The organism is Sphingobacterium sp. IITKGP-BTPF85 (genome assembly GCF_001006065.1).
GTDB lineage: Bacteria > Bacteroidota > Bacteroidia > Sphingobacteriales > Sphingobacteriaceae > Sphingobacterium > Sphingobacterium anhuiense.
The window spans coordinates 1-21778 of record NZ_ASZT02000091.1; the positions used below are offsets into that span (position 1 = coordinate 1).

At 38.4% G+C, this 21778-nt stretch carries 20 protein-coding genes; 12 read left to right on the forward strand and 8 right to left on the reverse strand.

The genetic code is table 11. The features are described 5' to 3' along the window. Nucleotides 1–263 precede the first annotated feature (263 nt). From L950_RS16650 to L950_RS16665, 5 genes are all read left to right on the forward strand, one after another. The gene (locus tag L950_RS16650) at nt 264–1148 is read left to right on the forward strand and encodes an ABC transporter ATP-binding protein (RefSeq protein ID WP_021188235.1); all 885 of its coding nucleotides are present in this window, start codon (nt 264–266) and stop codon (nt 1146–1148) included. Then, nucleotides 1141–4785 (forward strand): ABC transporter permease/M1 family aminopeptidase, encoded by a 3645-nt coding sequence (locus L950_RS16655; protein ID WP_021188236.1) that lies wholly within the window; start codon nt 1141–1143, stop codon nt 4783–4785. Before L950_RS16650 ends, L950_RS16655 begins: the two co-directional genes overlap by 8 nt. A 936-nt stretch (nt 4786–5721) precedes the next feature. After that, a complete protein-coding gene (locus L950_RS16660) occupies nt 5722–6303 on the forward strand; it encodes a DUF3267 domain-containing protein (protein ID WP_021188237.1) in 582 nt (193 codons plus the stop codon). Between the two features lie 462 nt (nt 6304–6765). Beyond that, complete coding sequence (locus tag L950_RS30395) at nt 6766–6969, forward strand: hypothetical protein (RefSeq protein WP_197086486.1); 204 nt, start codon at nt 6766–6768, stop codon at nt 6967–6969. 44 nt (nt 6970–7013) lie between these two features. Continuing rightward, nucleotides 7014–7949, forward strand: a complete 936-nt coding sequence (locus L950_RS16665; protein WP_231577352.1) for a Bcr/CflA family efflux MFS transporter — start codon at nt 7014–7016, stop codon at nt 7947–7949. An 8-nt stretch (nt 7950–7957) separates the two neighbouring features. Here L950_RS16665 and L950_RS16670 read toward each other — a convergent pair whose 3' ends face one another. After that, complete coding sequence (locus L950_RS16670; protein WP_021188238.1) at nt 7958–8350, reverse strand: hypothetical protein; 393 nt, start codon at nt 8348–8350, stop codon at nt 7958–7960. Next, a complete protein-coding gene (locus L950_RS16675) occupies nt 8347–9018 on the reverse strand; it encodes a hypothetical protein (RefSeq protein WP_021188239.1) in 672 nt (223 codons plus the stop codon). Before L950_RS16675 ends, L950_RS16670 begins: the two co-directional genes overlap by 4 nt. Nucleotides 9019–9431: 413 nt before the next feature. Between L950_RS16675 and L950_RS35655 the strand changes: the two genes are divergently transcribed. The 4 genes from L950_RS35655 to L950_RS16685 all read left to right on the forward strand — a co-directional run bounded on the left by L950_RS35655 (nt 9432) and on the right by L950_RS16685 (nt 12043). After that, nucleotides 9432–9563 carry a hypothetical protein gene (locus tag L950_RS35655; RefSeq protein WP_021188240.1) on the forward strand — a complete coding sequence of 44 codons (132 nt, stop codon included), beginning with the start codon at nt 9432–9434 and terminating at the stop codon, nt 9561–9563. 115 nt (nt 9564–9678) lie between these two features. After that, on the forward strand, nt 9679–10479 hold the full coding sequence (locus L950_RS26820) for a tetratricopeptide repeat protein (protein WP_052764444.1): 801 nt from the start codon (nt 9679–9681) through the stop codon (nt 10477–10479). A gap of 5 nt (nt 10480–10484) precedes the next feature. After that, a complete protein-coding gene (locus tag L950_RS26825) occupies nt 10485–11363 on the forward strand; it encodes a sensor histidine kinase (RefSeq protein ID WP_052764445.1) in 879 nt (292 codons plus the stop codon). A 14-nt stretch (nt 11364–11377) separates the two neighbouring features. Next, complete coding sequence (locus tag L950_RS16685) at nt 11378–12043, forward strand: response regulator (protein ID WP_021188241.1); 666 nt, start codon at nt 11378–11380, stop codon at nt 12041–12043. A gap of 96 nt (nt 12044–12139) precedes the next feature. Here the strand turns inward: L950_RS16685 and L950_RS16690 are convergent, their stop codons facing one another. From L950_RS16690 to L950_RS16710, 6 genes are all read right to left on the reverse strand, one after another. Further along, on the reverse strand, nt 12140–12859 hold the full coding sequence (locus L950_RS16690; RefSeq protein ID WP_021188242.1) for an outer membrane beta-barrel protein: 720 nt from the start codon (nt 12857–12859) through the stop codon (nt 12140–12142). 559 nt (nt 12860–13418) lie between these two features. Further along, a complete protein-coding gene (locus L950_RS16695; RefSeq protein WP_021188243.1) occupies nt 13419–14942 on the reverse strand; it encodes an acyl-CoA dehydrogenase family protein in 1524 nt (507 codons plus the stop codon). A gap of 247 nt (nt 14943–15189) precedes the next feature. Next, complete coding sequence (locus L950_RS16700; protein ID WP_046792062.1) at nt 15190–16086, reverse strand: helix-turn-helix domain-containing protein; 897 nt, start codon at nt 16084–16086, stop codon at nt 15190–15192. Between the two features lie 276 nt (nt 16087–16362). Then, nucleotides 16363–16551 carry a hypothetical protein gene (locus L950_RS33640; protein WP_231577353.1) on the reverse strand — a complete coding sequence of 63 codons (189 nt, stop codon included), beginning with the start codon at nt 16549–16551 and terminating at the stop codon, nt 16363–16365. Further along, nucleotides 16503–16994 carry a nitroreductase family protein gene (locus L950_RS16705; RefSeq protein ID WP_231577354.1) on the reverse strand — a complete coding sequence of 164 codons (492 nt, stop codon included), beginning with the start codon at nt 16992–16994 and terminating at the stop codon, nt 16503–16505. Before L950_RS16705 ends, L950_RS33640 begins: the two co-directional genes overlap by 49 nt. Before the next feature lie 104 nt (nt 16995–17098). Further along, nucleotides 17099–17536: a MarR family winged helix-turn-helix transcriptional regulator gene (locus tag L950_RS16710; RefSeq protein WP_021188245.1), complete on the reverse strand. Its 438-nt coding sequence runs from the start codon at nt 17534–17536 to the stop codon at nt 17099–17101. Nucleotides 17537–17930: 394 nt separating this feature from the next. Between L950_RS16710 and L950_RS16715 the strand changes: the two genes are divergently transcribed. From L950_RS16715 to aspA, 3 genes are read left to right on the forward strand one after another with little or no spacing between them, the layout of a single operon-like run. Continuing rightward, nucleotides 17931–19184, forward strand: coding sequence for a hypothetical protein (locus tag L950_RS16715; RefSeq protein WP_156169731.1), 1254 nt, complete (start codon nt 17931–17933; stop codon nt 19182–19184). Nucleotides 19185–19203: 19 nt separating this feature from the next. Further along, nucleotides 19204–20250, forward strand: coding sequence for a type II asparaginase (locus L950_RS16720; RefSeq protein ID WP_031287148.1), 1047 nt, complete (start codon nt 19204–19206; stop codon nt 20248–20250). Nucleotides 20251–20286: 36 nt separating this feature from the next. Continuing rightward, nucleotides 20287–21699 (forward strand): aspartate ammonia-lyase, encoded by a 1413-nt coding sequence (aspA, locus tag L950_RS16725; RefSeq protein ID WP_410528133.1) that lies wholly within the window; start codon nt 20287–20289, stop codon nt 21697–21699. The last annotated feature ends 79 nt before the right edge of the window (nt 21700–21778 follow it).

Consider the following 21778-nt stretch of genomic DNA (forward strand, 5'->3'; position numbering starts at 1 on the left):
AAATTTTAGCTTTTTACAATAAACTTCAAAAATCAATCTTATTGTCCATTTTCTTGATACATAATTTATAAAATAGGACATGGACTAGGGTAAATCGGGTATCAGTTATTAAGTCAGATCCAATAGGTTTTATTGAGTAAAAAGAGTATTAAATAAGTCTATATGAAGGTTCTTCGAAAACTTAATTTGAGATATTCTTTTTATATTGTTGTAACAATTTTTTTATTCAATCGACTAATCGATTATTATCAGCTAACTTATTTATGAATTTATCTATAACAAACCTCAGTAAAATCTATCCGAATGGTGTAAAAGCCTTAGATGATGTCACTCTTGAAATTAAACCAGGTATGTTTGGTCTCTTAGGGCCAAATGGAGCTGGTAAATCTTCTTTAATGCGAACTATCGCGACACTTCAAAGACCGGATAGTGGTACAATTACTTTTGATCAGATTGATGTGCTGAAAAACCAGATGGACTTGAGAAAAGTACTGGGCTACCTCCCGCAAGAATTTGGAGTCTATCCCAAACTTTCGGCTGTAGATCTATTACAATATTTTGCTCGTCTTAAAGGTATTTCTTCAGGTGCTGATCGCCAAAAAATCATCAACCGTGTTCTTGAAGTGACCAATCTGTGGGATGTACGCCATAAAAGTGTCAGTGGATATTCTGGTGGGATGAAACAGCGATTTGGTATTGCTCAACTGCTATTGAACGATCCCAAATTGATTATTGTGGATGAACCTACTGCCGGACTTGATCCTGCAGAAAGACACCGTTTTCTCAATGTACTGCGCGAGATCGGCACGGATCATACGGTTATATTTTCTACGCATATCGTAGATGATGTACGTGAACTGTGTCATGAAATGGCCATCCTGAATGGAGGTAAGATCTTATTAAGGGGGACTCCGAAAGAAACAATAGATGAACTGTCCGGGAAGATTTGGGTACGTATCATCACCCGGGAACAACTGGATGAGTACACCCAAAAATATAATGTGATATCGACCAACTATAATCAGGATAATACCTTAAATATTCGCGTGTATAGCGATCTATGTCCTGATGAATCTTTTGTTCCTGCTGATGGACAACTGGAAGATGTTTATTTTGTCGCCCTTAAAAAAGATCAACACCATGTTTAGCACTATTTTTAAATTTGAGTTCACCCGCTGGTTTAAGAATAGTACCATCTATATCTACATGTTGCTGTTCTTTGTGCTAGCACTGTTCATCATGCTGTCTGCACTTGGTATCTTTGATGGTATTACCGCGACAACATCTTCCAATACAATCATGAACTCACCTCTGGCGATCAGCGAAATGATTAATGGGATGTCTAATCTCATTTATTTTCTGATCCCAACCATTGTGGGGGCTTCTGTCTATCGGGACTTTCAATACAATGTGCATAGCATTCTTTTTAGCTATCCCTTTACCAAGACTGATTATTTACTGGGTAAGTTTTTTGGTTCACTTTCAGTAGTCTTAATCATCGTATTGACTTCTACACTAGGGATTATAGTTGCGCAGTATGTTCCCGGTATTAACCAAAGTTTATTGGGGCCGGTACATGTATTTGCCTATTTTCAGACCTATCTTATTCAGGTCATCCCCAACCTGATAATTTTCAGTTCCATTATTTTTGTATTGGTGACACTGACTAGAAATGTATATGTGGGTTTTGTTGCAGTATTGATTTTACTCCTGCTGCAAGCGGTGGTGCAAAGTACTACAGCTGATATGGATAACCGTTACCTCGGTGCATTGATCGATCCATTTGGGGATAGTGCCATTTCCTACTATACACAATACTGGTCTCCAGCAGAAAAAGATATCCGAAATCTTCCTTTTACTGGAGCGGTGATCTATAACCGATTGATATGGCTAGCCGTATCTTCACTTTTTATTGGTGGTTTTTACTTGTTCTTTTCGTTTTCTCAACAAGCTTTTACATTTAAAACGAGTAAAATTGGTAAACGCGTGACTAAAAATAATTTTGAAAGTATTTTTAGAATGGATCTTCCGGTGGTGAAATATAATTTTTCAGCTTTTCACTATTTTAAAACTTCATGGGCATTGGCGAGATACAACTTCAGTTACATTGTCAAAAATCCTGTATTTATGATTTTGACATTGGTAGGGATCCTCTTTGTTATCTTAATGGCAAGTACCGTCGGTTCTATTTCGGGAACATCGACTTATCCTGTTACTTGGAAAATGCTGATGATACCTGGATCCACATTTAAGTTTTTTCTGTTGATATTGACTTTCCTGTTTACAGGTTTGCTGATTCATCGAGGGAACATTAGCCGTATGGGGGGATTGATTGATGCGAGTCCTGTCCCGAACTGGGTTTTACTTTTATCAACTTTAATTGCTATTATCAAAATGCAGCTGGCCTTGTTACTGGTTGTTATCGTGACTTGTATGGCCTTTCAGGTATATCATGGGTATTATACTTTTGAAATCGGACAATATGTGATGAACCTCATGGTGTATGGCATGCTTTCCAATATAGCTTGGTTGTTTGTCTCTGTGTTTGTCCATACTTTGTTTAAAAATTATTTGACGGGTTTTTTTGTACTCTTGCTCTTGTTTATCGCATTGCCTTTTCTTTCGGCAATGGGAGTGGAACAGAATATTTACAAATTTAATCAGGGACCTGGACTTGATTATTCGGATATGGATGGCTTCGGGTATGTGTTGCCGTTCTTGACCTATAGGTTATATTGGCTTTTATTTTCCGTCTTCTTCGTGACCATTTCGTTATTACTATGGCGAAGAGGTCTGTTCTCAGGAATCAAGGAAAGATGGCTGATCCTAAAAAGTAATTTAAATCCTACTATTACTGCGATAATCACGGTCAGTCTTGTCGGATTTATCGCTATGGGAGCTGGTATATATTATGAAAATAATATTAAAAAACCTTATTACACCAGTTTAGATCATGAAAAACAGGCTGTTGAATGGGAAAAGAAATACAAAAAATATCAATACCGGCCACAGCCTAGGGTTGTGGATGTTAAATTCAATATGGATATCTACCCGAAAGAGCGAAGCTTTAAGGCACAGGTAGCTTATGTATTGAAAAATAAGACCGGGGTAGCCATTGATTCGATTTTTGTCAATTATAATGATTACGATTACAAGTTCTCGTTTAGTGTGCCCAATACATTAGTTTCGGAAGATGATAAGTACAATTTTAACATCTATAAATTACAGCAACCGCTTGCTCCAGGTGATTCCATTACTTTGAATTTCAGTACCCAAAGCCCGCGCAATACTTGGGTGAATGAACGATCTCCAGTCAAAGGCAATGGTACTTTTATCAACAATATGCAATTCCCAAATATTGGATATTTGGATAGGGGGGAATTGGTCGAGAACGATATCCGAAAGAAATACGGACTGCCACATCGAAATCGGATGGCACCACCAACAGATCAGAAAGCGTTGCAAAACAATTATATTTCGAATGATGCCGATTGGATTCGTTTTGAGGCTATCGTGAGTACGGATTTGGATCAGTTGTCCATAGCACCAGGTTACTTGACTAAGGAATGGGAAAAGGGTGGTCGTAAATATTACCACTACAAGATGGATACGGAGATTCTCAATTTCTACGCCTTTAATTCTGCGCGATATGAAGTGAAGAAAGACAACTGGAATGGCGTGAAGCTGGAAGTATATTATCATAAAGGACATACGTTCAATCTGGACCGCATGATGGCATCCAGTAAGGCATCTCTGGCTTATTATAGCCAAGAATACAGTGCTTATCCGCACCGTCAGTTGCGTATTGTCGAGTTTCCGCTTACCGATGGAACCTTTGCTCAATCATTTGCCAATACCATTCCTTTTTCAGAAGCTATCGGGTTTATTGCTGATGTAAAGGAGAAAAATGAAGATGCGGTGGATTATCCTTATGCGGTAACCGCACATGAGATTGCACATCAATGGTGGGCTCATCAAGTCGTAGGTGCGAATGTACAGGGAGCTACATTGCTATCGGAAAGCATGTCGGAGTATTCTTCGTTGAAAGTGTTGGAAAAACGTTATGGTAAGGGGCAGATGCGCAAATTTCTAAAAGATGCATTGGACGGGTATCTAACAGGACGAAGCGCTGAGAAATTGGGCGAGAGGCCGCTCATGTTCAATGAAAATCAAATGTATATCCACTACCAGAAAGGTTCCTTGGTGCTGTATGCTTTAAGTGATTATCTGGGTGAGGATGTTTTCAATAAGACTGCTAAAACCTATCTGGAACATACGGCTTTTCAAAATCCACCCTATACAACATCATTGGAGTTTGTGGAGCACTTTAAACAAGCGACACCCGATTCATTGCAGTATCTGATTAAGGATATGTTTGAGACCATCACTTTATATAATAATAAGGTTGAAAAAGTTACTGCTAAAAAAATGAAAAATGGTAAGTATCAGGTCGATATTGAATTTGAGGTTGCCAAATATCGTGTGGATGAGAATGGAAAGAAAAGTTATCATGATAAAGACAATAAACCCATTTCATTTAAGAAATCGGATAAAGACACAGTGGAGTCATTGCCTTTAAGGGACTACATTGAGATCGGTGTGTTTGCAAAAACAAATAAGAAAGATGGCCATTCAACACAGGAATTGTATCTGAAAAAACATAGGATCGATCAGATCAATAATAAAATAACACTTGTGGTCGACGAGTTGCCTCTTCAGGTTGGAATCGATCCGTATAATAAGTTGATTGACATGGATTCGGATGATAACCGGAAGGATATCTGATCAACAAAAAATAAGAAGGATTACAATTAGCACATGAGCTTGCAATAGATTTTAATCTGAAAAGAACTGTTTACTGTTTAATTATTATATATGTGCAGTAAAGCCACGTTGAGAGATGTGGCTTTACTTATTTGTGATCATATAGCTCCGTGTTATTTCTCATGAGTTATGATAACATGAGTTTTTCCAAAATGTAAATACCCATAATATTGCCAACACATATTGTTAAGAATATAATCTTTGGTAAAGAACATGGAAAGGTCAAGACTTCAGGTATGCTGGAAAGGAAAGATCAGACATATTTCGGCAGAACAATGTTAACTTTCAGAAAATATCGCCAATGCTTTTTTGAGCATTGAGCAATTGTAATTTAGTATTGCCAATCAACAAAGCAGTTAGCCAACCATCTAGCACAAAGAGAGGATAGTTTCGACCTCCAGGAAAACAATAATTACGAAAATAACCTTAGAAATAGAGTATGAATAATTTTTTTATAAAGATAAAAATGAATAACTTAGAATTAAAATCAATCGATGTTCAAGAATTGGATACTTATGAGATCACTCAAGTTGATGGTCGAATTCTCTGAATAATCGCTTTATTTATGTCAATTTAAATTTATGAATAAAAAGATTTATTATTTGCTAGCAGCAATAGTAGGAATATTAATTTATTTTATCATTACTTACGTATTTCAGTTCGTTCAATAGCATTAACTTTCTAAGGAGTAAAAGATGAAATGGGATGTAGTTGATTGCAAAATAAATAATAGGACACATTTATGGGATTAAATAATATTTTACAGCTATACGTAAAGAATAAAAGATTCATTATAATAGCAACAATTTCAGTATTTGCAATTTATAAAATTGGGTATTACTGTGGTGAACTTTTATTTAAACTTCTATAAATGAAATTACGTTATTGAGTAAGTATATGGAACAAAATTTATTAGAAAATTATATAAAGGAGATTCGAACTATTGATCTAGCCAAGGCAAATATTTTTTCTCTGCTCTTATTCATACCCATCATTTTAGTATATGGTCTTCCCTTTTATTTGATATGGGGTGAACTGGATTTTATTGGATTATTTGTGGAGAGCTTTAAAGAAAACCCGCTCTTTTCAATAGCTATTGTAATCGTTCTACTTGCCGGTATAGTTGTACATGAATTAATTCACGGAGCTACTTTTGCCCTTTTCGCTAAGCATGGTTTTAAATCCATAAAGTTTGGAATCTTATTAAAGATGTTAACTCCCTATTGCCATTGTAAAGAACCTTTAAGAGTTAAAGAATATATAGTAGGAGCTATTATGCCAGCCATTATTTTAGGATTATTGCCAGGCATTATTGCAATTTTTATAGGTAATGTGTTCTTGTTAATATTTGCTATATTTTTTACGGGAGCCGCAGCTGGTGATTTTATGATCATCAACCTGATATGGAAAGAAGATAAAGATACGATGGTCTTAGATCATCCATCAGAGGCAGGCTGTTTTATTTTCAAAAAAATATAATCAACACCTCACCCTACGCTTGTCAGAATTTATAAGAATGCGCCAGAACAAACACTTCCAATAGCTGTAGTAATAAAAAAATGTATATCGAAAAAGGATACATGATATACTTTTTCTTGATAAGCTTCTGCGCCATTTAAATTACTTTATTAATTCCTCTAAAACTTTTCAAATAATATTTCCAAAATAGACTAGTGATTGTTCTTGCTACAAAAACCTACTAGCATATACCTGGGAACAAAAAATTAGGATTCGGACTGATAAAAATTAGAAAGAGCTTTCTACCATCTTTTTTTAGGGGAAGGTTATTCCTATATATAATCAGTCCGGTGTTCCAATGTTACATGGGAATGCAGTGGGGCTTTTTAAATTACTTAATTTTTCACAAAATTAAACAGTGACCATCTCCTGCTAAACGTTTCATTAAAATTGTTACCTTTGCAGAAATTTAGTGAAAACGATATGTTGGATAGGAAAAAGAATAGTTTTTTGTTTTTGATTTACTTGGTTGGACTGAGTATTATTGGTTTTTTGGCAACGGATATGTATCTGCCGGCATTTGATATGATGCGACTGGATCTTTCGACAGATAAGAGTAGTATCAGCGCGAGTTTAAGTTTATTTTTAGCTGGTTATGCTCTTGCACAGCTGGTCTGGGGCCAATAGCCGATAAGATCGGGAAACCCAAAACCATCCTCATCGGACTATCATTGTTTACGCTCGCTTCTTTGTGTATCTTTTTTACCAACGATGTCCTTTCGTTACTTGTTTTACGTTTGCTGCAGGCAATCGGTGTCTGTGCTGCTGCGGTAAGCTGGCAGGCTCTGGTTGTTGAATATTATCCGGCATCTCAGACCAATAAAATTTTCGCGACGATCATGCCCATGGTGGCTTTATCTCCGGCTCTGGCTCCTTTGCTGGGTGTATATCTGTTGCAACATTTTGGATGGAGATCCATTTTTATTACGCTGGCTGGTATAGCCGTGCTACTGATTCTATATACCTTGACTTTAATGCGTAAACATAAGTCGGATGCTTTGGATGATACAAAAGCTGTTGAAAAAACAGAACAATCTTATTTTTCACTTTTGAAATCTAAAGCGTATGTTGGCAATGTGCTGCTCTATGCATTCTGCTCGGGTTCATTTTTTGCCTGGTTAACGGGCTCTCCATTTTTTCTCAAAGAACTGGGTTATGACGAAAGCCAGATCGGATTGAGCTTTGTTCCGCAGACCATTGCATTTATGATGGGCGGATATGGCTATAGGGCGCTGGCAAACCGTATTGAGACCAAAAAACTGATGCCGGTTTTACTGATTTTATATTCCGTGTCTCTTCTAGCGATATATGCTATGAGTGTGATGACGACACCTACATTGACATTATTACTGATTCCGTTCTGCGGTATGGCATTAGCAAACGGTGCATGTTACCCGATTGTAGTTGCGCAAGCACTACGTGTTTTTCCAAATAATCTGGGTAAAGCCGCGGGCTTACAAAATGCAATTCAGCTTGGAATCTGTTTTATAGCGAGTGCTATCGTTTCGGTTTTTTCAAAAGATGCACTATTGGCTACGGCAATCGTTATGGTAGGGACAATTCCATTTATGTTAATCGCTTATAGATTGACTTTAAAAGGTAAATAAAAATCATTTTAGGGTCCCCGCCTCATGCTTTGTCCGACGGAAAATTCTCCCGGGTAGAGCAGTATGATATAATGATTGGGATCCTTTAATAATTTGAGATCCTGTAAAGCTGATGCGTCTGGGGCAGTTGAAAATTGAACATGATTGTTTGTTTTAGAGATCTGTATGGGGTAGATTGTTTTTTCTGTTAAGGTATCAGGATATGTTTTTATTTTGATATAATTTGGATGATCAGGATCTAGCTTAATAATCTCTGAGTATGGTTGTTGCGTTGTATCATCTCCAGAAACATATTGTACCTCGATCAAGCACATCCGTTGTTTTGCGATCAAGAAATGGGATACAGCATACAGGAAGAACAGACCAGCGATCATACCCATAAAATAAATCAGTTGCTTCAACTGAAAATTGGAGAAGTAACATGAACTTTCATAGACGTTCTTTTTGAGGGCGGTTTTTCCCTGGGGGTTTCCTCCCGGGAAAGCCGCCCTTTTTTTTTGTCTTTATTTTTTACGATAACCTCCTTGTCGCTAGAATTATCCGCAGAAGCTATTTCCACTTCTTTATTTTCGACTATTTCCTCTTCCGCTATGTGATTTTCCTGTTCTTGACTCTCGTGACCAATTGCTGTTGTACTTGCTTCAGGTACGATCGTTTTTTCATGATCATCAGGATCGCAAAATTCAGGTGTTCGCTTTTTTAAATGGCGCAATTCCCGCCATTTATGGAATGGTCTTGGACCAAACTGTGTGAGTATGGCTAGTAGTTTGACGATGTTTTCGTCGGGATTGCTCGTTTTAGCCGTTATAAAATTTTTAAGCGGTTTCAGTTTATCTAACGGAAATCGACGGATGCTGGTCTCCAGATCATCATATCGTTTGATCGGATTAAAGAAATCCTGAAATATCTGTGTATCTTCTTTCGATAGTCCATTTGCAAATAATTTTAAACTCAAATCTCTTAGATTCCCGGGTGTGGGATTCTCAAGTTTTAGATCTAACTCATGTTGGGAAAGCAACTCCCTAAAGTTACTTATCACCTCTTTTTTAAATTCTTCAAACTCAAACATTGTCCCAAAATTAAAGTAACCCTAGCACCCGATTTTACGGAAAACCGTAAATAATAGACTCTTTACGCACTTTTTTGCACTGGAATTTTCGGAATTCTATCGGAATTTCTGGAATAATAACGGAAAGGTTGGAAAGATCGGAATCCTTTGATGTTTAGCTTTTTATCTGCGTTAATTTTGATTTCGAAATCAGTTGATCAATCGACTAGTTCTTTCTAGGAAAGCGACGAAAAGATTTCATAAGGAGTGGATATCGCGGTCGTTTTTAACCGGTTTGGGAAGCAGTTATTGGTTCCCGCGATTGAAGCTCACTCACTTCCCAAAAAATTCAGAAGGCCTTCTGAAAACATTGTAGTAACCCCGGGCATGAAGCCGCGGGACTACCAGGTTTTTGACTTTTAATTTTTTGAAAAATGTGGTATTTCATTTTAGCACTTTTATTTGGCAATCCTTCAAATACAGATACAAATCACCCTCAAGCATTATCCTCTGTGCAGGATGTGGACAATGAAGGAAATACTGGTCCTGTTCGTCCTGGTAAATAAGGATAAATAAATATCAGTTAAAATAAGGCAACACAAGGTTGCCTTATTTTGTTTTTAAGCGTCTGGTTGTTTTTCCAGTAAAATTTCGATAAATTCGAACAAAATAAGTTCCTTATTGAAACGCTTTAGCTTATACATACTTATTGTCTTTTTTTATTCCTGTCAACAAGCAGTTATTCAAAAGGAAATTCCTATTGATAATCCGGCTTATGATAAGGCATTCGAGTATCTCGAAATGGGGAAAGCAGATAGTTCTTTCTTCTATTTTAATGCGGCAAAACAGATCTTTTTGGAAAAAGGAGATAGTCTGCAAGTAGCCAAGTGTTTAATCAATATGGCGATTACCCAAAAGGAGCAGGGAGACTATTTTGGATCTCAGGAAACAGCATTGCAGGCTGTTCCTTTTCTGGATGAAAATAAACCTGAACATCATAGTTTTCTCAGTATGAATTTCAATGCTCTTGGACTTTCTACAGATGAACTTTATGATTATCCAAAGGCTATTCTCTTCTATGAATTAGCAATTAAATATTCTGACGATGCGCAAAATACACTGATCTACCGGAATAATTTAGCGAATGCCTATCTTTATAATAGGGATTATAAAAAAGCTCGTGAGATATATGATGGTATCATCGGTGGTACACATAAAAATGCGGTTGAATATGCGCGTGTGCTTTCCAATCTGACAAGAGTGAAATGGAAGCAGGATGCAACTTACCCTGCAATAAATGACTACCAAAAAGCATTAAAAATTAGGCAACAAGAGCATGATCTGCGTGGGCAAAATTCTAGTTTCCTGCATATAACAGAATATTATGAAGATCAAAAACCTGATTCAGCTTTGTTTTATGCTAAAAAACGTTATGATATTGCTAAAAAATTGCTAGTCCAGACGATCAAATTAAAGCACTGAAAACATTGATTCAATTGAGCCCCAGTGACTCCTCAAAATATTATTTTAAAATTTATAATGTTCTGAACGATAGTATTCAGGAAGCACGTCTCGTTGCAAAAAATCAGTTTACTATGATTCGCTATGAGGTGGAAAAAAATAAGGCAGATAACTTGAGCCTGCAGAAGGATAATGCGGAGAAAGAATTCAATATCGTAAGGCAGCGCATTTGGACATTCTGCGTTTCCTTATTATGTGTTACGGTTATTGTAGGCGGTACTTTATGGTATAAGAGACGCAAAGAACGTATGCAGTTTGAGGCACAAAATAGAATCAAAGCCAATCAGCTCACTATCTCACGTAAGATTCACGATGTGGTAGCCAATGGCCTTTACCGCGTCATGACAGAAATCGAGAATAGGGAAGATATTGACAGGGAAGGGATCCTCGACCGCCTGGAAATGATGTATGAGAAATCTCGTGATATTTCTTACGAAACCGGAATAACGCCAGATGCGGAGCCGGATTGTCAGAAACAAATTGCTGAACTTTTGAAATCTTTTGTGACTGAAAATAGAAAGGTCATTATTGCCGGAAATAATGCTGAGCAATGGGAGGGGGTTACGGCACATATCAAGCATGAAGTTCATCATGTGCTACAGGAACTGATGGTTAATATGCGCAAGCATAGCCAAGCAACCGATGTGGTGATCCGTTTTGACTGGTCTCCTGGGCTATTGCGTATCTTTTACAGTGATAATGGTGTAGGAATGCCCGAATCGCAGGTAAAAGGTAATGGTCTTACCAGTACGGGAAACCGTATTTCTAATTTGGATGGTAAGATTACCTTTGTCAATAATGCAGGGAAAGGGCTAAAGGTTGAAGTGTCCATCCCTATTTTTTAAAAAGATCTTATTATATGTTTAAAAAAGTACTTATAGCCGAAGATCATGAAATTGCCAATATTTCGGTTCAGAAAACACTTCAGGAGCTGGGGATCCAGACAGCAAAATATGTCTATTATTGTGATGATGCATTTACCTGGGTTAAAAATGCACAGCGGGATGGTGAACCCTACGATCTGTTGATTACCGATCTGACTTTCGAAGAAGATCATAATCCGCAACGTTTATCGGGAGGTCTGGCACTTATTCAGGCAGTTAAAGAGATCCAATCCCAACTAAAGATCATTGTGTTATCAGCGGAAAGTCGGACTGCTGTTATTGATGAACTGTTTAAAAGCAGAGCCATTGATGGTTATGTGCGTAAAGCAAGACGCGATGCGCAATATCTGAAAGAGGCTTTACAGGCCGCACATCAGGATAAACTTTATCAGTCCCCTGAAATTAAACAGTCTATCCGGGAAAAGAATTCACATGAATTTACTACGCTCGATATTCATATCATTGCCCTACTGGCAAAAGGAATACTGCAGAAGGATATTCCACAACATCTGCAGCAACAACAGATAAAGCCATCAGGACTGAGCAGTGTCGAGAAAAGATTGAACCTGATGAAAGAAGTGCTAGAATTCTCCAAGAATGAACAGCTTATTGCTTATTCAAAAGATATCGGTTTAATTTAAGTAAACCGATATTCTATCCTTGCCGAACCAGTTATACAGGGCTTCTGAATTTATATTCAGAAAGCGAATCCCTGTCTATTTGGCACGTACTTTTTATTATTGTAAAGAAGGTCTTAAGAGTTGAAACTGTAGCCCCAGACGGAAGACATTTAAACGGGTCGCATCTGATGAGGATGCGCCATCCATCTCCCCTTTGTAGTTTTTAGTACCCCAGGCGTAACCCGCAAATACCGTATAACGGTTATAATTGACGTTGAACTGTAGGCGGGGTCTAAGATCCATTTTCATGAGATCCTTGCCTCTGTCTTTTTCAAATTCGGTTTCATTGCCTTTATTGTCTTCAATACTTCCTTTTTCTTTTATCTGAAGCGTGTTGGCGATATCAACGCCCAACTGCATATCCAAAGTAATAGGTTCAAATGAAAAACGATAGCCAATGAAAGGATTAAAATTTAAAAACTGCTGGTTCAGCTTGGTCATGCCTATGATGTTATTCGTGTTTTCTAAGCTTTGAAGATATATTTTAGTCTGTAAACGTTCAAATGCACCTTCTACACCCAGTAAGAAATTGTTGCTAAATACGTAGCGGTAGTTGATCGCTCCGCCCAGGTTAATACCATACTTTACTCCAAAAGGATTGTTGGTATAATAGTCCTGTGGGCTAGAACCGTTCAGGAATGATCTAGAATCGCTTCCTGGTCCTGTAAAATTGGAAGAACCTGAAGTAACACCTACCCGCAATTCATGTGATTGGGAAAATGCAAGAATCGGAATACTGCATGTGAATAAGCTTGCTAGAATGATTTTCTTCAACATAAATGGAATTTTTAAATTATTTCATAACAAAGAAACAGTTGCTCCTTATATTATGTTTAAATTTAGGTAAATCATAGCAATAAACCCCATTAAGAATTTTATTTTAAATAAAAATGGTTAACGTAGGACCTGTACGTTAACCATCTGTAAAAAATTACTAATTAATCAATTTGTTTGCAGTCGATCCAGCATTTTAGGGATAAACTGGATGCGATTGCAAACGTTGTAAATAAAAATTCTCACCTACCTTTAATGTGAATGATACAAAGTTAAAATTCCTAATAACGGGATTTTACGGTTTCCCGTAAAATTAAGATTTTATGACATTTCTGCATTATTTATTGTTTTTAAATCCAATAGGGCTATATTTTTTTTAAAAATATTTTTTAAAAATATGAATTCCACTATGCTTATTCATTTGGTAACATGCTCATTGGGGGAGGGAGGCTTGACTATGTTGCGATGATGAACCCGATTAAAATCAGTCCTAAACAGAAAAAGACACATCGTACGACGATGTGTCTTTTTCTATATGCTTTGAAACTGCAGTCCTAATTCATTATAACGATGCGAATTTCATCCAGTCCGCATTTTCTTCATAATCCATTAATGGATCTGCTGTGTTGTTGCTATGTAACTGACCTGCAAACATAGCTAGGTCCATTTTGATATGCTGACGAGTTATTTCGGTCATCTTATCGTTAAACCCTGCATTGTTGATCAACAATACATATTGATAACAAACAACGCGTGCGATCATTCTTCCCAAAGTCATCATTTCGCGTTGTTTTGGCTGATCTGGAAGATTGAAATTAAGAATTTCACTGAAGAATGGTGCAGCAAGTTCTGTCCCTTTATATTGTTTTAAGAATGCCAGAAGATTGTTTTCTTTGCTTTTGCGCATCAGTTTGGCAATTGCTTCAGCAATCTGTGTATATAACATTTCATTAGATCCTTCAAAAATCTGAAATGGTCTACTGTCTACAACACCTCTGCCGGCAATATGGTCTAAGCGGTATCCATTTGCTCCTGATAATTGCAAGCATATCTGTGATGCTTCCTGCATCAGATCTGTCACGAATGCTTTTACACTATTGGCATCTACACCATGACTAGATAAGTCATTGCTGATTGAGCTTACTGTGGTGCTGTATGCACACATCGCCGAACATAGGGTAAAGGCTGCCTGTAAACGTGATAACTGAAATTTAACGGAGTCCATTTCATTAAGGCGGATGCCTGTAACACGTCTTTCATGACAATGTTGCATCGCTTCATCCAGCATACGCTTGATAAAGCCCATACCCATTCCCGGAAACTGCAGTCTGCTACGGTGCAGTGTATCCAGCATTAATTTTATCCCGGTACTTTCTGGAACCAATCGCTGTGCTGCGGGTACTTTGATGTCAATATTATTGATTCCATAAGGAATAGCATATAGACCAAGACTGTTGTAACGTCTTTCAACTTCAATTTTTTGTTCTGCGGCTGCGTCTTCCGTTAAAAAGAAATCAATATCACGGGTCAGATCGCCGTTTTCATTTCTTTTACGTGCAGTCACCAACCAGTAATCGGCTGCTCCTGTAAGACCTTGCCAATGTTTCTGGCCCTGTATGCTGTAATGATCTCCTATCTGCTCATAAGAAGTACGCATATTGAGCGCATCGCTGCCAAAGTCAGGCTCTGTGATCATCAAGCCACCCATTGCCTGGTTTTCCAAAAACTTTTTGAATACTTTTTCCTGAACGGTGATATTACCATACTTCGCTAATGGTTCTAGAAAAAGGGCAATGTTGATTCCGAAGATAAGGGACAGCGATAACGATTCGTACGAAGCGGCAGCTAGTACTCCCAGACACTCTTTAACATGTACTCCACGACCACCATGGCTTTCTGGAATAGCAACCGCAAGCGGTGTCATGTCCATGATTTTGCTTAAAAAATCAGGCGGTAAATCGCGCGATAGACTAAGGTTATTATAGTCATATTCCTGATTAAATAAGCTGGATAATCTTTCCTTAAATGAGGAAATGTAAATATCAAAATCTTGCGTCATGGTTGATTGTTCTAAAAAGTTAAGCATCTTAAAATGTAGGATTAAATGATGAACAATAACGAAGGGGCTTATGCAGATACCATTCTTGCTCAGCGTCTCCTAACTTCTCTGATGAGAAGTGAGTACTGAAGTAAGGTAACAAAAAACTTGTTATCAAAAAATACATTTTTTTCTGGTTTAACATGAGTTTTATAAAAGTGATTGCATATTCACCATCGCTTTGTACAAAAATAAACCTAAAAACGCAATCTCTTTGTTTTATTTAGTATAAAGATTAGGACAAATCGTGCATGTGTGGCACGAAACTACCTTGCTTTATTTCGATAAGAGGTTGGTGACATGCTACAATTTTCTTAAAGATGCGTGAGAAATAGGACGGATCGGAGAAATCCAATTCATAACATATGTCGGCAATGCTTTTGTTGGATTCGAATAGCAGGAGCTGGCTGTGCATAACCAGAACTTCCAGAATAAGTTCCTTTGATGATTTTTTAAAAACAGAGGAGACACATCTATTGAGATAATTGGGTGATACGGCTAATTTATCGGCATAGAATCCGATTTCCTTCTGTTTTAGATAATTTTTATGAACAAGTTGCTTAAACATCATCGCAATCTCCTGACTGCGGTTGAGCATGTTGTTGGTGTTGGAAAGCTTGATGATTTTTAACAGTGCTGATTTAAGCAAGCTTTCAAATAGTTCTTTATACGGAGATACCGTATGCAACTCTTTGTAAAGTAATCGAAATAGCTGGTGCAGATCGTGATCATCTGCTGCAGAGAGATTGTGAAGCGGTGATATGGTGAAAATATTTAAAATTTCCTGCTCTCTGAAAATGGAGGTCATGGCTGCATCATTGACCAGAATACAATGTCCTTTGGCTGATTTATCAACTGATCTGATCACAGATATATTACCATAGTTGCTCATGAGGATCGCCGGCGCCTGAACCACATATTCTTTGGGGCCGATCTGGTGTTTAAAATAGCCTTCGGTTATATGAACAAGTAAATTGTAACCCAGAAAAATAGGCGGTGTCGGAAATTTAATATACGGCGCAATTTCGCTCAATCGAAATATTTTGACTGACGATTGCATGTATTTTAGATGTTCCAGACTGCCGGACATAAACCGTTCGACAAATTCGTTCGCATTTACTTGTTTTTCCATTCTTGATCCTAATATAATATTTCTGGTACTTACCGCCAAAGCTAAAAGATGTTTCTTTTCTGTACCAAAGTTACGCAATGAAATGATAGCAATTTTATACTAATCTTGTGCCAATAATCACCTTTATACATCTTTCTCCATCATATTGAGGTCGAGACTGCCCTAGCATGGCAATGTTTCTATACAGAAAAGGGCTATGTGTAAAACATAACCCTTTCTTTATTATTAGCCAATAGATTGCAGGACATGGTATTATTTTACTAATCCTGCTTTTTATTATTTGTAGATAGCAAATTCCTCTATCGGATTTCTTACTTTCTTCATTGGTGCTAACCAATCTTTTTCAGCATCACGGTAGCCCACGTACATTAATGATACGCTTTTTAAACCTAAGCTTGCTAAGTCAAGTACTTCATCTACGATCTGATTGTTAAAGCCTTCAGCAGGAGTAGTATCAACACGCAATTCCGCTGCCTGTGCCAATGCCAGCCTAAACCAATATAAGATTGTTTTGCGGTATGTACAAAATGCTGTTCTTCAGTCTGAGAAGCGTATAGCTTTTTGATCATATCTGTATAACTATTGAATCGTCCTTCAGGCAATTCACGCTCTTCTGTTGTACGGTTGTATATGGTATCGATGCGTTCTTCGGTATACTTGTCCCATGCAGCGAATACCAACAAATGAGAACAGTCGCGCATACACTCTGGATTTAAAGCTCCAGCAACTAATCTTTCCCGAACTTCTTGACTTTCGACAACGATGATTCTAAAAGGTTGCAATCCTGAAGAAGTGGGTGCTAAGCGTGCCGCTTCTACAATTTTTTCGATGTCTTCTTTACTTACTTTTTTTGTGGGATCGTATGCTTTTGTAGCATGGCGCCACTGTAAATCTTCAATTAATGCCATTGTTTTAATTTTAATGATATGTTGATAACGAAGCGTGCAATTTTGATACTAAAAGATTTGTTCTTTTTGGTGTTTTCAGTTGTCAGCTACTCCTGATATCAAGGTTATACTTCTGTTACTATTTTACTTTTTAATATTTTATTGGCAATGTTGCGCATACTTTCAATCTCTTCAGCACTGATCTCCAGTTCTTCTATTAATTTCTGCGGTATGCACTTGGCCTCTTTTTTCAGGTCTTTTCCAGCTGTTGTCAGGAAGATTTCGACAACCCGCTCATCAACCGTACTCCGTTGTCGCACGAGCAGATGTTTTTGTTCGAGACGCTTCAGTAACGGTGTCAGTGTACCGCTATCTAAAAACAGTTTATGACCAATCTGATTGACGGTCTGTTGGTCTTTTTCCCAAAGAACCATCAATACCAGGTACTGTGGATAGGTCAGTCCGATCTCATCGAGATGAGGGCGGTAGCGCTGAATGATTTCCCGGCTCAGTGCATAGAGGGGAAAACAGAGCTGATTGTCCAACTTTAAAAGATCTTTCATGTCAATTTTGTTTGCGGTACAAATATAAATATTATTTGCAATTAAGTTGTGTGCAATTTAAAAACACAGCTGTTTAATGTATTTGTTGACAATGATATGGCATAGATGGGGATAGCAATATTCTTTATAAAGTTGTCTTGCTATCCTTTTTTAATAATTTTCCTGCTAGACTTGTGTCTTAAGAAAATATATAAAATAGGGTGTGGTTGAATTAGGTTAGAATTAACTGAAATATGATCTAAATAAATTGTATTTATGATTACTGGTGGTAATTAATTGTTTTTAAGTGTGTTGTGGCTTATTTGAAAGTTTGCAAAACATTTTAACGGAGGCATTGGTTTAACTGAGAGTAAAGGATACTGATTACTTACTGTTGGCTTAGATTAGAGTCTTTATGAATAGACCAATTACTACTAAATACCGATTAGCAATATTAATGTCTTGTTGTTTACTGTTTGTACAGCCCCTTTGTGCGCAACTCATACGTTATGAGACAAAGGATTCGCTGAATGGGAAACCTAAAATGACCTCTTTTTTAATCGGTCGTTTGAAATTAAACGGAATCTACGATATCAAGGGTAACCTGCATGGTAACAGTTCTTTTTTAATCCACGAAAATGATGTTTATGGCCGTGATAGACCGGCATTCTGGGTTGACATGCGACAGAGTCAAATACGTTTTGCCTCCACGACGCAGCTTAAGAATGGCAAGGAGATCAGTGCGATGTTGGAAGGTGATTTCGAGGGGGGACCTAATCGGACTTCACTGTTCAGACTGCGCCATGCCTGGATTAAGTATGATCACTTTACTTTGGGACAGAATTGGTCCACCTTTGGAGATCCGGATCTGTGGCCGGCAAGTTTGCTGGACTGGGATGGTCCTACCGGGATGGTTCTGAGTCGCCGCATTCAATTGAATTATAAAAACAAATTTACGGAAAAGGGCGGTGCTGGTTATGAACTTGCGATAGAGCAAATGGAACCCCGCAGATTGTATGATTATACCATCAATATAGATCGTGGGGTAGATTATGCACCGCGACGTATTCCTGACGTCATCGGTGCACTGCGCTATGACTACGATGGAGGAAGCTTCTTAAAGGTAGCAGGCGTCTACCGTAATATTGCTTACGATTCGAAAGAAGTATTGACTGGCGATACGGACTACAGGTACAGGACAGCCAATGGCTGGGGGCTGACAGGGATGGCCAGTATTTTTTTTAATAAAAAATCAGGATTGGTCAACAACCTGCAGGCACAATGGAATATGGGGCGTGGTATCGCTGATTATTTTTTGGCTATCGGAGGTTCGGGACTGGATGGCTTCGCTCACGAAGAACAGCCCGGGGTACTCAATTTATTGGAAGTAACTGCGGGATTTATATCATATCAGCGCTTTTGGACACCTAAATTCCATACGATGCTTATGACTTCCTATAATCATTTTTCGGGCGGAGAAAATACGCTAAGTCCTTGGAATAAAATGAATAATTATCAGTTTACCTTAAATCTTTCATACAATGTTCTAGAAAATCTGATGCTGGGATTAGAACCACAGTTCGGTTATAAACAGCTAGAATTTGATGAGGGGCTTACAAAAGGGAAAAATGCAATGCGGATGAATTTTGGAATGCTATTTAATTTTTAACCAATCAAATTATAATACAATGAAAAGACTACTGATATCTCTAACCCTGCTGCTGTTTCTGCAGTTGGCCTATGGACAAAAGCCTAAGATCATCATATTGGCCACGGGTGGAACCATAGCTGGACAGGGGGCTTCAGCAAATCGTGCAGGGTATACTGCAGGAAAGATTCCGGTATCTGAATTGATCGGGAGTATTCCATCGATCAACGAAATCGCGGAGGTGAGCGGTGAACAGATTTCTTCTGTTGGTAGCCAGGATATGAGTTTGGATATCTGGAAAAAGTTAGCGGTTCGCATTAATGAGATTTTCAGTAAAAAGGAAGCTGACGGAATTGTGATTACACACGGTACCGATACGCAGGAGGAAACGGCTTATTTTCTGGATCTGGTGGTGGCTTACGATAGTCCTGTTGTCTTGACCGGCGCCATGCGTGCCTCTACCGCTATCAGTGCTGATGGCCCTAAGAATTTATTTGATGCCATAACCTTGGCGGCTGATGTGAAAAGCAAGGGCAGAGGTGTGCTGGTGTCTTTTAATGAATCCATTTTTAATTCAAGGGATGTGACCAAATTGAGTACAACGAAAGTCAATGCATTTGGTTCACCTAATAGTGGTGCAATCGGTCAGGTTTTTGACGGAAAAGTGGAATTCTACAAATCTTCAGACCGTCAGGTGAAACCTTTGGCTCCTTTTAAAATAGATGCTAATACGGTCTTCCCAAAGGTTGAAATTGCATATATGTATGCCGATGCTTCACCAGCTTACCTCAACCTGCTGGTAAAAGAAAAGGCCGCGGGTATTGTAATCGCGGGTGTAGGGAATGGAAATTTTTCGAAAGCTTTTACTGAACAGGTAAAACAGGCTGTAAAAACAGGCATCATGGTGTGTCGTGGAAGCAGATGTGTATCGGGTCGGGTCGTCGAAGATGGAGAAGTGAATGATGATGAATTAGGAACGTTGGTATCCGATGATCTAAATCCACAGAAAGCCCGGATACTGCTGATGCTGGGCTTGTTAAATACACATGATAAAGAAACATTGCAAGGTTATTTCTTGCGTTATTAATAGCATTATAAACGATTATCATTTTAAATAATAAAGATTATGACATCTTCTCGAATTGAACACGATTTTTTAGGTGAAAAAGAAATTAGCAACGACTGCTATTACGGTGTACAGACGTTACGCGCGAAGGAAAATTTTGATATTACTGGAATTTCCATCGGTAGTGAGCCTCTTTTTATAAAGGCATTTGGTTTTGTGAAAAAAGCAGCTGCATTGGCGAATAGAGATCTGGGTATTCTGGATGCAAAGAAAGCCGAAGCTATTGCTTATGCCTGCGACCGTTTGATCGCAGGTGAGTTTACGGATCAGTTTATCAGCGATCTGATTCAGGGCGGTGCTGGTACTTCTTGTAACATGAATGCCAATGAAGTGATTGCCAACCTGGGACTTGAATATCTGGGGCACCAAAAAGGAGAATATAAATATTTGCACCCGAATAACGATGTTAACTTGTCGCAGAGTACAAACGATGCTTATCCTTCTGCTTTTCGAATTGCAGTTTATCTTAAAATTGGGGCTTTCTCCCACGCTTTGGAGGATCTGCAAGGCGCATTTTTTAATAAAGGGAAGGAATTTGACGGCATTTTAAAAATGGGGCGTACGCAGTTGCAGGACGCTGTGCCGATGACTTTGGGACAGGAGTTTAATGCTTTTGCAACCACGCTTGGTGAAGATGTGCTACGCATTCGGGAGGCTTCACAGTTAATTACAGAGGTGAACATGGGAGCTACAGCAATTGGTACCGGCGTGAATGCGCCTGAGGGATATGCACAGTTATGTGTTCAATATCTAGCTGAGATAAGTCAGGTGCCCGTTACGCTTGCTGCGGATCTGATCGAAGCAACATATGATACTGGCGCTTTGGTTCAGTTGAGCGGAACGTTGAAACGTAATGCGATAAAATTGAGTAAGATCTGTAATGATCTTCGTCTGTTGAGCAGTGGTCCTCGTTGCGGTCTTAATGAAATCAATCTGCCGGCAATGCAACCGGGTTCTTCGATCATGCCTGGAAAGGTCAATCCGGTTATTCCAGAAGTGGTCAACCAAACTTGTTTTTATGTTATCGGGGCCGATCTTACGATTACGATGGCGGCAGAAGCTGGTCAGTTGCAGTTAAATGTGATGGAGCCTGTCATCTGCATGGCTCTGTTTACTTCTTTGCAATACTTGACCAAAGCTTGCGGTACCTTGAAAGATAAATGTATCGTCGGTATTACCGCAAATGTCGAACATAGTAAAAATCTGGTGATGCAGAGTATCGGGATCGTAACACAATTGAATCCGATCTTAGGATATGAAGAATCTGCTTCTATCGCAAAAGAAGCTTTAAAAACAGGTAAATCTATTCATGAAATTGTAGTGACGGAACGTAAATTGATCACACAAGCGAAGTGGGATGAGATTTATTCGATCGAAAATTTGATTCATCCTAAATTTATATCGCAATGATATTCGTGCAATTTGTGATCCTGTTGGCAATGATCTTAATCGGATCCCGTATGAAAGGTATTGGCCTGGGGGTGATGGG